This is a genomic window from Pseudodesulfovibrio hydrargyri (assembly GCF_001874525.1).
GTDB lineage: Bacteria > Desulfobacterota > Desulfovibrionia > Desulfovibrionales > Desulfovibrionaceae > Pseudodesulfovibrio > Pseudodesulfovibrio hydrargyri.
Genome location: NZ_LKAQ01000004.1, coordinates 1,591,171 through 1,603,847 on the forward strand (window position 1 = coordinate 1,591,171; position 12,677 = coordinate 1,603,847).

The following is a 12,677-nucleotide window of genomic DNA, read 5'->3' on the forward strand; positions in this document are numbered from 1 at the left end:
TCTCCCCGCTGTCTCAACCAGAGACTCAGTGAAATTGAATTCCCGGTGAAAATGCCGGGTACCCGCGGAAGGACGGAAAGACCCTGTGCACCTTTACTGCAGCTTGACATTGGTATTTGATTAATAATGTGTAGGATAGGTGGGAGACTTTGAAGCGTGCTCGCCAGAGTGCGTGGAGTCAACCTTGAAATACCACCCTTTATTACTTAGGTATCTAATCCATGACCGTTATCCGGTGTGGAGACAGTGTCTGGTGGGTAGTTTGACTGGGGCGGTCGCCTCCTAAAAAGTAACGGAGGCTTGCAAAGGTTCCCTCAGGCTGATTGGAAACCAGCCGTTGAGTGCAAAGGCATAAGGGAGCTTGACTGTGAGAGAGACATCTCGAGCAGGAACGAAAGTTGGTCTTAGTGATCCGGTGGTTCCGAATGGAAGGGCCATCGCTCATAGGATAAAAGGTACGCCGGGGATAACAGGCTGATCGCGTCCAAGAGTTCACATCGACGACGCGGTTTGGCACCTCGATGTCGGCTCATCACATCCTGGGGCTGAAGCAGGTCCCAAGGGTACGGCTGTTCGCCGTTTAAAGTGGTACGCGAGCTGGGTTTAAAACGTCGTGAGACAGTTTGGTCCCTATCCTCCGTGGGCGTAGGAGAATTGAAGAGGGTCTGCCCCTAGTACGAGAGGACCGGGGTGGACGAACCTATGGTGTTCCTGTTGTCACGCCAGTGGCACTGCAGGGTAGCTAAGTTCGGAACGGATAACCGCTGAAAGCATCTAAGCGGGAAGCCAGCCTTAAGATTAGTTCTCCCTGGACTATATGTCCCTGAAGATCCCTTGAAGACTACAAGGTTGATAGGCTGGAGGTGTAAGCAACGTGAGTTGTTCAGCTGACCAGTACTAATAGATCGTGCGGCTTATTTAACAATTAAAGGAATTCTCTCTTCCCCTATTTACTAATATATTCCGAACTCCGGTTCGCCAAAATTTTCTTGGTGGCCAAGGAGGAGGGGGTACACCCGGTCCCATTCCGAACCCGGTAGTTAAGCCCTCCATCGCCGATGATACTGCATGGTAGCGTGTGGGAAAGTAGGTCGCCGCCAAGGAATGTTTCCTAAAAGCCCTCAGTCGTATGACTGAGGGCTTTTTTCGTTGGGACAGATGCACGCCCGGGAGAGGCCGTGAGGGGTTGCCTCAGATCACCTTGGACGCAATGAATACGGCGAACCGGGAGATGGCCGCAACGAGCTTTTGCGTCTCGGCCGCCTGGTCTATTTCCTTTTTGATGTCCTGCATCGCAGCAATGTCCTGGGCGGTGGAGATGGTCCCTTGTTTCAGCAGGAAGGCTTGGTAGAGGACATACTGCGCCATGGCCTCCTGGAGCTTGCCCTGGATGTCGGGCCAATCCGCCAATGGGGCGTTTCGGTATCTCTGCTGCATGAGGATGACCGACGTGCCCAACTCTTCGAGCATGATTGAATCGTTGTCCATGGGTTACTCCTTAATTGATTGGCATGTCGAGAACCGGACCCCAATACGGGTCGCTCCGGACGCTTTGCGCGTAGTCGGCGTATTTGGCGATAAGCCCGTCCGTGTCCACGCCGGCTATGTTGAGCCCGGCGAACACATTCAAGCCGTCCGTGATGTTGTTGAGGATGTCGTTGGCCGTCAGGTTGCCGTAGTCCTTGATGGATTCGGTCACGATGCGGCCCGCCTCGGCGGCTTTCAACAGCTGCGTTATCACGGCGGCTTTTGCCGTGTCCTCCCGGTTGCGGATGGACAGGATATCCTCCACGGCGCTCCGCAGGTCCGCGTCGTTGTTGCTTTCAAGGGCCTTGTTCAGCCGATCCAGTGCGCGGGCCCGATCCGCCGTGAACATGTATCCGGAATGTTCCTTGAGTGTCTCGGCGTACTGAATGAGTTGCAGGGTCAGCTTGATGGAAACGTGCTCGGCCCTGGCAACGGCCTCCTTGTTGAAGTAATGGCCGCGCTGGACCGAATCGAATATGGAAGCAAAGAGCGTGTAATATTTTTTGAGCTCGCTGAACTCCTCTTTGAGAGGTTCGACGGCGGCGTCGCTTTCATGACCATAGTTCAGGAGCGCGTTGAATATGGGGAGGTCTACTTTTTTGCCATGCTCCTTCAGCTTTCCGACCAGGAAGGCGACGGTTTCGTCCTGGTTTTCCCGAGTCCCCCGGATGGTCGAGATGGTGAAGGATTCATAGAGATCCAGGGCCGAAAGCGATTCGTTCCTGAATTGTTTGGCCGCGACCTGCAGAGCGTTCGCCTTTTCCTCGGTGCATCCGGAGAGCGGAAGCGCCAGACAGCATGCCAGGAGCAGCATCGGAAATGTGCGGAGGTACGGTCTACCCGGTCGCATCGGCCTTCTCCTTGTCCTTTTCCGGCTCTTCCGGCGAGGTCAGTATGGCTTCGGCAATCTTCTTGAGTTTGGCCACGGTCTGGTCCGTGAACATGCCGACGATGGCCCCCACGGCGGTATAGAAGATGATGCTGCCGCCGCTTTCATCGGGTTGGGACGGGGATTGGCTCAGTCCGGCCCGAAGCACCAGGTAGAAGATCAGGGCCAAAGTCCCGCCGGTGAGGGGCCGGAGCATCAGCTCGATGGCGTTGGATTTTTGCAGATCGCCCTTGTGGACGTGGTAGTAGAAGGAGCGCGAGGCGTGGATGAATCCCCCGAACGCCCCGCTGATGAAGACGATCAGCACGGCAAAGGAGTCCGATATGAGCAGTATGTATTTCTTCGAGGCCTTTACCTGAACCGCATCCGGTTTCGCAGCACCGGCCTCGGGCATGGTAGAGTCCTCGGCAGCGGCACCGGGTGCGCCGACCGTGGTTTTGGTTTCGGCAGGCACCTCGACCCTTTTGACGGCAAACAAGGAATCGCCCCCGATGGTCGCCACCACGTTGTTCAGCAGGTGGCTGGCACCCGCATCCTCGATGGCCTCCTGGAGCGATATCCAGCTGTAGACGAACCCTCCGGGCAGGATCAAGGCCATGGCCAGGAAGAAGGCCAGCAGCCAAAAGATGCATCGTTTGTCGGCAGGGGTTCCCGACAGGTCGCAGCGCTGTTTCTCGTCCGGCATTGGCTAGCCTCCATTGCGTCTCGGATTATGTCCGTGCGCGTCATGTATTTGTTATTCGCATAATACAAAATGAAGAATATAGTAAACATATTTTACTAACGGTTGAAATATCCGGCGAAATTCCGCCATGATTCGCTTGACGCAACAGACCGGAATCCGCAAATTCACGGGCGGACGCACAATAAAGGAGATGAAAGCCATTATGTTCACTCGCGCCATAACCCGCCGCCCCGGTCCCGAGATGGTCGACGGCATCACTTCCCAGAATCTCGGCAAGCCGGACTTTGAGCTGGCCCTGGAGCAGCACGACGTCTATTGCCGGACCCTGGCCGACCTGGGGCTGGACGTGACCGTGCTTGGGGCCGCGCCCGGCTTTCCGGACTGCTGCTTCGTGGAGGACACCGCCGTGGTTTGTGCCGAGGTGGCCGTGCTCACCCCGCTGGGAGCGCCGTCGCGCCAGGGGGAGCAACTGACCATCGAGCCCGAGCTGGCCAGGCACAAGCCGGTGGTCAGGATCGTTCCGCCCGCGCTCATCGAAGGCGGCGACGTGCTCCTGGTGGAAAAGACCTTCTACGTGGGATTGTCCGACCGGACCAATGCCGCCGGGGCCGCCGCCCTGGCCGACGCGGTCAGGCCGCACGGCTACGACACCGTGACCATCACCTGCTGCCCCAGCCTGCATTTCAAGACCGACGTGAACTACATCGGCAACGACACCATCCTGGTCTCGCCCTGCTGCGACGCCCTGCCCGAGCTCGCCCGCTTCAAACGCGTGGTGGTCGAAGACGACGAGGCGTACGCCCGCAACTGCCTGTACATAAACGGCACGGTCATCGTGCCCGAGGGTTTTCCAAAGACCCTGGCCCAGGTCCGGGCCACCGGCGTCGAGACCACGGTCATCGACGTCTCCGAGTTCCGCAAGCTGGACGGCGGGCTGACCTGCCTGTCTCTGCGGTTTTAGGCCCGCCCGGATACGTGCGCGCGGACGCGAAACAAGGCCCCCGGCTCCATCGAGCCGGGGGCCTTTTGTATGCTTCCGCCCTGCGAGAGGCGCAATCGACAGGGGATGGCTGACCGGGCAGGGATGAGAGGTGAATCCCCGCCCGGTCCGGGATGGGGCTTAGTATTCGCTCACCCGCTTGGGCAGATGGAAGAGCCAGAGCTTGGAGCTGGTGCCGGTGTCGGACAGTTCGATGTGGGTGTTCACCGGCTTGCCCTTGTATTTGACCTGGCCGGACGGGTCCACGGTGTAGGCCGCGGCCTTGGTCACGGGCTTGCCGTCCGCGTCGTTGACCGGATCCACGACCTTGAAGGTCATGCCGAAGTCGTTGTCCGAGGTCACGGCGATGGTCCGCATGTCGGGCAGCAGGGCCACGCCCTCGGCCTTGGCCGGCTTCCAGCCGTACTCCTTGATGTCGAGGAGCTTGGTCTTCTTGACGTACTGCACGCCCAGTGCCTCGGCCTCGTTGCGGTCGGCCACGGTCTCCAGCTCCTTGCCATCCCCGGCCTTGATGTTCGAGATGTCGGAGGCGTCGGCCAGGTCGATGAGGTAGATGGGGATGCGTCCCTTGCCGTCGGCGTTCTTGCCCCGTTCCACCAGGAGGAACTTGGTGTCGGATATGGCGTGCAGGTCGCCGATCATGGCGTGGGCCGAGATGGCGTAATTCTGGATGTCGTGTGGGTAGGCGTACTGTTTGACCGCGCCGGTGTCCGGGTCGAGGAGTACCAGGCGGATGAAGGTGGCCTTGGACTTCTTGATGTTGCCGTCCACGTCGCAGACGGACTGGACGGCGGCCAGGACCTTGCCGCTCGGCGTCACGGCGATGCCCTCCATGCCGCGGTTGGGCTGGCGGGTGGTGACGATCATGGGCAGTTCCTTGCCCGGAACGTACTTCTTGACGATCCTGCCTGTGTAGCCGTCGATCTTGGCGATGAACGGGCCGTACTCGTCGCAGATCCACAGGTAGCGCTTGTCCCTGCTGTCGATGGCGATGCCCTCGGTGTCCAGCCCCTCGGTGTCGAAGGGCAGTTTCCTGAGGGAGTCGTCCAGGGGCACTTCGCCGGTGGCGCCCACGGAGCCGATGGGGATGGCCCGGCCGGAGACGGCCCGGCCCCTGGCGTCCTTGATGGTGATCAGGGAGGCGAGCACGGCGTGGCCGTCCTTGACCCGGATGGCCCCGAAGGAGGGCGAGAAGCCGGGGGCCGGGAACATCTTGCTGGCCGTGGCCTTGCCGTTCAGCTCATACTTGGGCGCGTCGGCGTTGGGGCCCCGGTCGGTGATGGCGTAGAACACGCGCGAGCCGTCGGCGGCCCGGCCCACGTAGGTCATGCCCGAGCCCAGGCCGATGGTGAATCCGTCCGGGAATCGGGCGGCGTACTGCCCGGTATAGGGGACCATGAATTCCTTGGGAATCTCTATGTCGTATTTTTCCACGGTGACGTCGTCGGCCTGTGCGGCCTGCACGGCGGACAGGAGCAGTAAAGCGGTCAGAAAGAGATAGCGCAGCATGAAAGTGCCTCCTAAAAATATTTCCACATTGTATAAGGAATGGGCGCGAAACAGTTGTTTCGGGAGGGTGGAGATTGGGTGACGGAAGCCTGTTCCGAATACAGGAAAGCGCCTTGGACGAGGGCCGCTGCCGGGAGCCGCGCACCTGCGTTGCTCCAATAAAAATGAAAAAAGAGAGTCTGCCATTCTCGGGTGAAGCGGACCGCCCCGTCGCGTTCCAACCCCGCGAGGCAGAGCCAAAAAGTTTGGAAGGGGAGGGGGAGAGGGGATGGGGGCCCGGGGGAAGGGAAGAGGAAGAACCCTTTTTCGAGGACTTCCCTCTTCCCTCCCTCCGGAGGCGCGCCTATTGGAACAGCCGCCTGAGCGGGTTCACGGGCTTGTCCGTGGTCTTGGAGTCGGTGGTGGTCCCGGTGGAGCCGGACTGCCCGGAGCCGCCCAAAAGGCCCTTTTTGAGGGTCTCCTCGATGCCCTTGGCGCCCTGCTTGAAGGTGCCCTTGAACAGGGCCTCGCCCATGGCCTTGATGTCCAGGGAGATGGACGGGGCGTCCAGGCTGCCCTTGACGTTGACGGGCAGGGGCAAGCCCTTGAGCTCCTCGATGGATTTGCCGTCCTGGCCTTCCAGGGTGCCGACCACGGTGACCGTGGCGGTGTAGTCCGTGGTGTTCCTGGGCAGGTCGGCCCAGCCCTGGCCGTTGACGCGCAGCAGCGGGGACTTCATGAGCAGGTCTTTGTTGACGATGTGCCCGTTGGTCAGGGCGGCGGAGCCGAGCAGTTCGGCGAAGTCGGTCTTGGCCGGTTCGTCGGCGGACACGGGGCGGCCCTTGAGGCGGTTCCACGTGTCGCGGAGCATCTTGGCCACGTTCACGCCGTGGATCGCGCCGTCGGTGAAGGCGAAGGACGCGGTGCCGGTGACGGACTTCTTGATGTTGTCCGGGGTCAGCCCCGCGCCCGTGAGGTCGTACTGGGCGTTGGCCGTGCCGGTCAACTGCTCCTTGCCGGTCAGGTCCTTGAGCAGCGGCCCGGCCTGGACGTTCTTGAGCTGGCCCTTTTCGGTCCATGCGGCCACGGGCCTGTCGGCGTTCAGTGTGCCCCGGCCGGTGTATTCGCCGTCATAGAGCTTCAGGGACACCGGATCGGCGGTGACCTGGCCGTTGCGGGCGGTGACCGCGGCCAGGATGTCGGTGATGGTCAGGTTCACGGCCTTGAGCTTGCCCACGGTCAACCGGGCCTTGATATCCAGGTCCTTGAGCGCGCTCAGGTCGGGTTCCCCGGCCGGAGCGGACTGCGCGGAGGCGGGCTCGGCCGGGGCGGCCTCGGATTCGGCCTTGGACCCGGATTTGGGCGGCAGGTAGCGGTCCGCGTCGATGCCGTCCACGTTGACGTTGACGGTCACGGCGGGCTTCTTGAAGTTCTTGACCGCGCCCTCTGCGGTGATCAGTGTCTGGTCGAGCTTGACGGTCAGGGATTCCAGGGTGGCCTCGCTGTCCGAGCCGTTGACCTTGAGGTCGGCGGTCAGGTTTTCGAGGACCTTGGGATCGCTGGTTTCGGGCGGGGTCATGCCCAGCTGCTTCATGAGCTCGCGCACCGAGGCCTGGGCCAGCTTGATCTCGGCCGAGAACGAGGTCTCATCGTCCTTGCTCCTGGCGAAGAGCAGGCCGGTCAGTTCGAGGTTGAGCAGGGAGAATTTCATGTCGTCGACCTCGATGCTCCCCGCCTCCTGGTCGAATCGGGCGAATCCGGTCAGGGCCGGGCGGGTGTCGACCTTGGGGTTGTCGAGCATGAGGTGGAACTTGAGTTCGAACGGGAAGCGGATCTTGTCGCCGACCTCGCCGATGACCAGGCTCAGGTCGTTGACCGAGGTCTTGGAACCCGCCTGCATGTCGTCGTAGACGATGTTGGCGTTCGTGATCTCCACGCCCTGCACGGACAGGGATTTGGGCTGGCCGGACTTGGCGGGCGTCTCCGATCCGGTGGCGGTCTCGGCCTCGCCCTTGCCGGAGTCGCCGCCCTTGGCCAGGTCGTCCCAGTTGGCCACGCCCCGCTTGTTCCTGGCCAGGTTCAGGGTCAGGCCGTCCAGGACCACGGTGCCCACGGCCACGTCGCCGGAGAGCAGGGGCATGATCCGGATGGAGGCCTCGGCGCGCTTGATGCGGACCATCTCGGACGGCGAGAAGCCCGGGGCGTTGCCCAGGGCCATGGGCCCGACCTCAAGCCCGAGCCAGGGGAAGAAGTTGAAGGAGATGTCGCCCTCGAACTTCAATTCGCGGCCGGTCTGTTCCTTCACCGCTTCGGCTATCTGGGGCTTGTAGTCGTTGGGGTCGACCGTCAGCACCAGGACGATGCAGGCCGCGATGAACAGGGCCACCAGGGCCCCGATGATTATCAGTCCTATCTTGAGTGTCTTGTTCATGGTCTTGCTCCTAGAAGACTTTTTGCAGAAGTTCGCTGGTCACGGCCATGTCGCCCGAGCGGACGTCCTGTTCGGTCTTGGCCATGTACAGGAACATGGAGTCCAGGGTTTTGTCGGTCAGGTAGCCCACCGGATCGAAGTCCGTTCCGGTCAGGGCGGAAAGCTTTTGCGCGGCGCTGACGGCCGTGCCCGCTCCGGACTCTTCCAGGGCGGATCGGATCAGCGGGGCCGCGTTCTCGGTCAGGCCGGGCCGCGCGCTCTGTTCGAAATAGCTGGTCACGGCGTCGTTTCTGCCCGAGAGCAGCCCGGTTGGATTGGCGAACTCCATGGTCTTGATGGTCTTTTGGAACAACTCGCCGATGGCCGGGACAGCCGCTTCGGCCGCCGTGTTCAGGTTGGCGAGCAGGTCCGGGGCCACGGTTTCGGCAACCTTTCGGTAGCTGTCCGGAAGGGACAGGGAAGTGGCCGCCAGCCGGGAGAATCCGCCGTCCTGGGACAGGGATTTCACGGCGGAGTCAGCGCCCAGCGAGAGCAGTTCGCGGAAGGCCCCCTCGATCTGGGACGGGGTTACGGACAGCCCGGCGGCCTTGGCTCCGGCGTCACCGGCGGCCTTGAGGGTGTCGCCCCATCCGGCGGACGCGGGGATAGCGGCCCAGGGCAGGGCCAGCGCGAGCAACAGGGGGAGAATGGGGAGAACGGGATGTTTGGGCATCATGGTCGGCTCCTGTTTGCATTGGGGAAAGGGCACGTCGGATGAATACCACGGGCGAACCGGTCTGCCTAGGGGGCATGGGGAATTTTGGCGATAGCCCGGGTACGCCGGAGACAAAATGGGCGGATCGCCGCGTCAACGGTTCGGCCCGGCTTCGGGCGGGGCTGCGTCGGGCGGCGGGAAGGGGGGCCTCCCTCATGTCCGGTTTTACCGCTCCATGGCGAGGCCCTTTATCAGTCCGAAACAGCCGGCCAGCATCATGTCGCCGCCCGGGGAGGGGAAGTCCACGTCATATCCCTCCAGCATGGCCCGGCGCGGGCCGATGACGAAGGTGGGCGCGAACCCGTCCGCCTCGGCGGGCAGGTCCAGGCAGAGGCAGCCGTGGCCCTTGTCGTCGAAGACCTGTTCGAACGAAAGGCAGCCGCTGCGGAAGGCCGCCAGATCGGCCCACAGCTTTTCGCCGTCCACGCATCCGGTGTGCTGTTCGTACACGCCGTGGATGCGCCCGGCGTAGAGCAGAAAGGCGATCAGGTGCGAATTGCCGATGTTGACCAACGTGATGCCGCGCTCGAAACTCAGTCGCTCGATCCCGTCCACGTACAGCGCGCCGAGCACGGCGGCCGCGCCGGTGTCGGCCACGGGCCCGCCGCCGATGTCCCGCTGCAGGTCCGTAAGGCGGGTGAGCATGGCGGGCGGCGTGCGGTAGACCAGGGCCTCGGGGCGGCCCTCGCCCTCGCCGAGCATGGTCTGCCACAGCTTGAACCGGCCCATGCGGTTGGACTGGCCGGGGTGGAAGCCGTGGTCCTGGGCGCAGGCCGCGATGCGGTCGGGCCAGGGCAGTTCGGCGGCGTCGAAGAAGCGGCGCCACCACGTTTCGTCGAAGTCGGTCAGCCGGACCGGGGTGAAGCCGTCCGGACACGCCTCGGCCATATCGATGCCCATGTCGGTCACCCGCGTCAGGTCGTCGGCCATGGTGTAGGCCGCGCCCTCGCTCGTGGCCACCTTGAGCCCGGCCTTGAGATGGGCGTTGATGAACCGGGTCACGCCGCCGCCCATGTTGCTGCCGTGCAGCCAGATGGGCTCGCCGCGCATACGCAGCCTGTCGATGCGGCGGCCGATCTGCAGGGCCGGGGAGGGGAGGACGAACTTGGGACAGTTTTCTATCTCCCTGTCCGGGGAGTACAGCAGCACGTCCTGCGTGCCGCTGCCGATGTCGAGGCAGAGTGTGGTTGTCACTTGGGTACTCCTTGGAATGTCGGCCCTGGTTACACCGCGTGCGGAATCAAGGCAAGGGGGCGCGCATTCCCCGCCGGGTTGACACCGGCCCGGCCCGGCGTCATGGTGCGTCATGCCCGTCAGAGTCTTCCTCTACGTCGTCCTGGGACTGACCCTGTTCACCCTGCTGCGCTACGGCATCTTCCTGCTGTCCAACGCCCTGGCCGGGCGGCTCGGGCTCATCCGCGAGGAGGCCGGCGGCCTGGGGTCGGCCGTGGCGCGCGGCGTGGTCACGGCCATGGCCGCCGACGTGGTCGCCCTGCCGAGCATCATCTTCCTGGCCCTGCCCGAGCGGCCCGCCGCGCCCACGGGCACGCCCGTACTCATGGTCCACGGCCTGTACCACAACCGCACGGCCTGGCTGGTCTTCGCCCGCAGGCTTCGCCGGTCCGGGTTCGAGAACCTGCACACCTTCGGCTACAACAGCTTCACCAAGGATTTCGACCACGCCCTGGCCGGGCTGAAGAAACGGCTCGACACGCTCCTGGCCGGCTCCCCGGACGGCAGGATCATCCTCATCGGCCACAGCCTGGGCGGGCTGCTCTGCCGCTGCGCGGCGGGCGACCCCCGGTTCCGCGACAAGGTGGCCGCCCTCGTCACCCTGGGCTCGCCCCACGGCGGCAGCGAACTGGCCTGGCTGGGCGGCAACCGCATGGCCCGGGGGCTCATTCCGGGCCGGACCATCCCCGAGGCCGTGGCCGAAGCCCCGGACCCGGACTGCCCCAAGCTGGCCGTCTACACCATGGCCGACGACTACGTCATCCCCCTGGACCTGCTGCGCACCGGCCGCCCCGGCTGGGACGAGCGCGTCTGCGCCCCCATGGGCCACGTCTGGATGCTCTACTCCCCGGAGGTGGCCGACATGGTCACCGACTTCCTGCGCCCGCTGCGGTGCGCGGTGTAGGCTGCGCCTTGGTGGAAAAGCAGCTGGTGTAAGCCGCTGCGCGGCGCTCTTCGGGTGACTTCGCCTCTGGCCTTGCATCCCTATTCTGCGCCTTTGGCGTGATGTTTTCTCCGCGCGCCGGACATAAAAAAAGGCCTCGTACCGAGGCCCTTTTTATTCCGATATGGTTGGAGTTCTAGCTGGTGACTTCCAGGATCTTGGCCTTGAGGTCGTCCGGCTTGAACGGCTTGGTGATGAAGGCGGACACGCCGGTCTTGGAGGCCAGCCCCTGTTGGGAAGCCTCGGACTCGGTGGTGACCATGATGATCGGCACTTCCTCCAGGCCGGGAGTGGAGCGGATCTTGCCGACCAGCTCCATGCCGTCCATGATCGGCATGTTCATGTCCGTGATGATGACCTCAAAGGTCTCGCCCTGCTCAATGAACTCGTAGGCCTCCTCGCCGTTGGCGGCCACGAAGGGCTCGAAGCCGAGGTCCGTGAGGATGGCCCGGTGCATGGCGCACATGGAGCGCGAGTCGTCCGCGGCCAGGGCCTTGCGCGTGGACACGGTCAGGACCGGCAACCGGTCCAGATCCTGTTCCGCGCGGATGCCGCCGATCTCGGCCAGGGCGTCCCGGAATTCCTCCACGATCTCCGGGTCGCGGGACTCGGCCAGGGCGTCCACGAGGATGTCCCCCGCGCCCTGGTTTTCGTACAGGTGATCGAAAATGGAGATGGCCCGGGAATTGATGACCGCCTTGGCCAGCCGGAAGGACTGTTCGTCCGCCGCCGAGATGAGCTTGGTCAGGGTCGAGAGCATGCCCGGATTGATGTGCTGCTCCAGCCCGCCGATCACGGCCATGAGGATCAGCTCATCGGTCTCGGACAGTCCGTCCACCAGGCAGATGATGCCCTTCATGGTGCCGATGCGGCCCAGGGCCTCGTACACGGCGTAGCGGACGTTGGCGTCGTCGGCCTGGCCCTTGTCGAAGGCGGCCACCAGGCCGTCCGCGCCGATCTTGTCGCGCAAAAAGCCCAGCACGTTGGCGGCCAGAATCTTGGTGTCCGTGTCCCCGGTCTCGAAGGCCTCCAGCAGCATGGGGATGCTGAAAGAGCCCACGTTGATCAGCGCGTCGGTGATGATCCGGCGCACCGTGGGGTTCTTGTGGTGCAGGGTCCTGACCAGGAAGGATATGGTGTCCTCGCTGGCGTTGCGGGCCAGTCCGTCCACGGCCTTCCAGGTGGTGATGTCGCAGACCTCGAAGCGGTCGTCCGCCTCGCTCTCGATGATGATCTTCTTGAATTCCTCGATGGACTGGTGGTCGCCGAGCTTGCCCAGGGCCTCGATGCAGGAGGATTGGATGAACGGGTCCTGGTGGTTCAGGAACTGCCGGAACACGGGTATGGCCGCCTCGTCGCCGATGCGCGCCAGCGAGGTCAGGATCTCCATCAGCCGGTCGAGGTCCTCCTCGGCCAGGGCCAGATCCACCAGTGACTGCACCGCGCCCTTGAGGCCGTATTCCCCGGCCACGCGGATGCATAAAATGTTGAATCCCTCGTGCGGGTCCTTGAGCCCCTCGATGACCTTGTCCTCGTTGCTCGACAGGACCGCGTTCAGGGCGTTGACCACCATGTAGTCGATGGAGGTGTCGCCGACAGGGTCCTTGAGCAGGTCGACAAGGCCGGGGAGGGCCTCGGAGTCCTTGCTCCCGGAAATCTCATTGAGGATCGTGATCTGATCCAGGAATTCCTTATCTCTGAAGTTCTCTAATGGTGACATGGCGTCT

Annotated in this window: 10 protein-coding genes and 2 rRNA genes (1 of these 12 running past the window's edge); 4 read left to right on the forward strand and 8 right to left on the reverse strand. The window is 63.1% G+C overall.

Annotation, left to right across the window (positions count from 1 at the left end; genetic code table 11):
* Window positions 1-922 (forward strand): 23S ribosomal RNA (locus tag BerOc1_RS11765); it begins 2,019 nt to the left of the window's first position.
* A 66-nt stretch (window positions 923-988) separates the two neighbouring features.
* Window positions 989-1,103, forward strand: a 5S ribosomal RNA gene (rrf, locus tag BerOc1_RS11770).
* 88 nt (window positions 1,104-1,191) lie between these two features.
* Here rrf and BerOc1_RS11775 read toward each other — a convergent pair.
* The 3 genes from BerOc1_RS11775 to BerOc1_RS11785 are packed head-to-tail and all read right to left on the reverse strand — an operon-like array spanning window position 1,192 to window position 3,101.
* Window positions 1,192-1,488, reverse strand: a complete 297-nt coding sequence (locus BerOc1_RS11775; protein ID WP_071545883.1) for a hypothetical protein — start codon at window positions 1,486-1,488, stop codon at window positions 1,192-1,194.
* Between the two features lie 10 nt (window positions 1,489-1,498).
* Window positions 1,499-2,341 (reverse strand): hypothetical protein, encoded by an 843-nt coding sequence (locus BerOc1_RS11780; protein WP_129586528.1) that lies wholly within the window; start codon window positions 2,339-2,341, stop codon window positions 1,499-1,501.
* Window positions 2,342-2,363: 22 nt separating this feature from the next.
* On the reverse strand, window positions 2,364-3,101 hold the full coding sequence (locus tag BerOc1_RS11785; RefSeq protein WP_071545885.1) for a hypothetical protein: 738 nt from the start codon (window positions 3,099-3,101) through the stop codon (window positions 2,364-2,366).
* A gap of 202 nt (window positions 3,102-3,303) precedes the next feature.
* Between BerOc1_RS11785 and BerOc1_RS11790 the strand changes: the two genes are divergently transcribed.
* Entirely contained in the window at window positions 3,304-4,062 is a 759-nt protein-coding gene (locus tag BerOc1_RS11790) for a dimethylarginine dimethylaminohydrolase family protein (protein ID WP_084641445.1), read from the forward strand.
* 159 nt (window positions 4,063-4,221) lie between these two features.
* On the opposite strand, the gene BerOc1_RS11795 is transcribed toward BerOc1_RS11790, so the two are convergent.
* From BerOc1_RS11795 to BerOc1_RS11810, 4 genes are all read right to left on the reverse strand, one after another.
* Window positions 4,222-5,610, reverse strand: coding sequence for an esterase-like activity of phytase family protein (locus BerOc1_RS11795; RefSeq protein WP_071545886.1), 1,389 nt, complete (start codon window positions 5,608-5,610; stop codon window positions 4,222-4,224).
* A 343-nt stretch (window positions 5,611-5,953) separates the two neighbouring features.
* Complete coding sequence (locus tag BerOc1_RS11800; protein ID WP_071545887.1) at window positions 5,954-8,020, reverse strand: AsmA family protein; 2,067 nt, start codon at window positions 8,018-8,020, stop codon at window positions 5,954-5,956.
* Between the two features lie 10 nt (window positions 8,021-8,030).
* The gene (locus BerOc1_RS11805; RefSeq protein ID WP_071545888.1) at window positions 8,031-8,735 is read right to left on the reverse strand and encodes a DUF4197 domain-containing protein; all 705 of its coding nucleotides are present in this window, start codon (window positions 8,733-8,735) and stop codon (window positions 8,031-8,033) included.
* A 204-nt stretch (window positions 8,736-8,939) separates the two neighbouring features.
* A complete protein-coding gene (locus BerOc1_RS11810; protein ID WP_071545889.1) occupies window positions 8,940-9,968 on the reverse strand; it encodes a DUF1786 domain-containing protein in 1,029 nt (342 codons plus the stop codon).
* 112 nt (window positions 9,969-10,080) lie between these two features.
* On the opposite strand from BerOc1_RS11810, the gene BerOc1_RS11815 reads away from it, so the two are divergent.
* Window positions 10,081-10,911: an alpha/beta fold hydrolase gene (locus BerOc1_RS11815; protein ID WP_071545890.1), complete on the forward strand. Its 831-nt coding sequence runs from the start codon at window positions 10,081-10,083 to the stop codon at window positions 10,909-10,911.
* A gap of 175 nt (window positions 10,912-11,086) precedes the next feature.
* Here BerOc1_RS11815 and BerOc1_RS11820 read toward each other — a convergent pair whose 3' ends face one another.
* Entirely contained in the window at window positions 11,087-12,670 is a 1,584-nt protein-coding gene (locus tag BerOc1_RS11820) for a HEAT repeat domain-containing protein (RefSeq protein ID WP_071545891.1), read from the reverse strand.
* Window positions 12,671-12,677 lie beyond the last annotated feature (7 nt).

What these genes read in the sequence shown, in the direction of transcription:
- BerOc1_RS11800 (WP_071545887.1), bottom strand. Translation starts at nt 8,020, where the DNA reads ATGAACAAGACACTCAAGATAGGACTGATAATCATCGGGGCCCTGGTG.
- BerOc1_RS11795 (WP_071545886.1), bottom strand. Translation starts at nt 5,610, where the DNA reads ATGCTGCGCTATCTCTTTCTGACCGCTTTACTGCTCCTGTCCGCCGTG.
- BerOc1_RS11815 (WP_071545890.1), top strand. Translation starts at nt 10,081, where the DNA reads ATGCCCGTCAGAGTCTTCCTCTACGTCGTCCTGGGACTGACCCTGTTC.
- BerOc1_RS11780 (WP_129586528.1), bottom strand. Translation starts at nt 2,341, where the DNA reads ATGCTGCTCCTGGCATGCTGTCTGGCGCTTCCGCTCTCCGGATGCACC.
- BerOc1_RS11790 (WP_084641445.1), top strand. Translation starts at nt 3,304, where the DNA reads ATGTTCACTCGCGCCATAACCCGCCGCCCCGGTCCCGAGATGGTCGAC.
- BerOc1_RS11820 (WP_071545891.1), bottom strand. Translation starts at nt 12,670, where the DNA reads ATGTCACCATTAGAGAACTTCAGAGATAAGGAATTCCTGGATCAGATC.
- BerOc1_RS11785 (WP_071545885.1), bottom strand. Translation starts at nt 3,101, where the DNA reads ATGCCGGACGAGAAACAGCGCTGCGACCTGTCGGGAACCCCTGCCGAC.
- BerOc1_RS11775 (WP_071545883.1), bottom strand. Translation starts at nt 1,488, where the DNA reads ATGGACAACGATTCAATCATGCTCGAAGAGTTGGGCACGTCGGTCATC.
- BerOc1_RS11805 (WP_071545888.1), bottom strand. Translation starts at nt 8,735, where the DNA reads ATGATGCCCAAACATCCCGTTCTCCCCATTCTCCCCCTGTTGCTCGCG.